Source organism: Pseudogemmobacter faecipullorum (assembly GCF_020539525.1).
In the GTDB taxonomy this organism is placed as follows: Bacteria; Pseudomonadota; Alphaproteobacteria; order Rhodobacterales; family Rhodobacteraceae; genus Pseudogemmobacter; species Pseudogemmobacter faecipullorum.
In genome coordinates, this window is sequence record NZ_JACDXX010000102.1 from 1 (window position 1) to 480 (window position 480).

The following is a 480-nucleotide window of genomic DNA, read 5'->3' on the forward strand; positions in this document are numbered from 1 at the left end:
GCCACACGGCCATGAGGAGCGCCTGAAGCACGACGTCGGTAGTTTGTCTGCTTTGCATCGACCAGCCGACGACGCGGCGGGAGTAGAGGTCGATCACGACAGCAAGATAAGCAAAACCCTCTTGGGTGCGGATATAGGTGATGTCGGTCACCCAGACCTTATCCGGCACTGCAACGTCGAACTGACGATCCAAGGTATTGTCGACAACGATTGATGGCTTGCCGCCGTAGATGCCGGGCCGGCGTCTATAGCCGATCTGGGCCTTGATGCCGGCAAGTTGCGCGAGGCGAGCCACACGGTTCGGGCAAAGGCACTCCCCTTGCTCGACCAGATCGTCATGCAGCTTGCGATAGCCGTAGACCTTGCCGCTTTCGGTCCATGCCTTGTGCAGAAGGTCTGTTTGACGCGCATCCTCTTGGGCGCGCTTGCTCATCGGGCGTTGCAACCAAGCATAAAACCCGCTGGGCTGGATGCGCAGGC

Annotated in this window: 1 protein-coding gene; it reads right to left on the reverse strand. The window is 59.6% G+C overall.

Annotated features, from left to right (window positions below):
* On the reverse strand, positions 1-480 hold a 480-nt coding region (locus H0485_RS21395), incomplete at both ends, for a DDE-type integrase/transposase/recombinase (protein ID WP_226937886.1).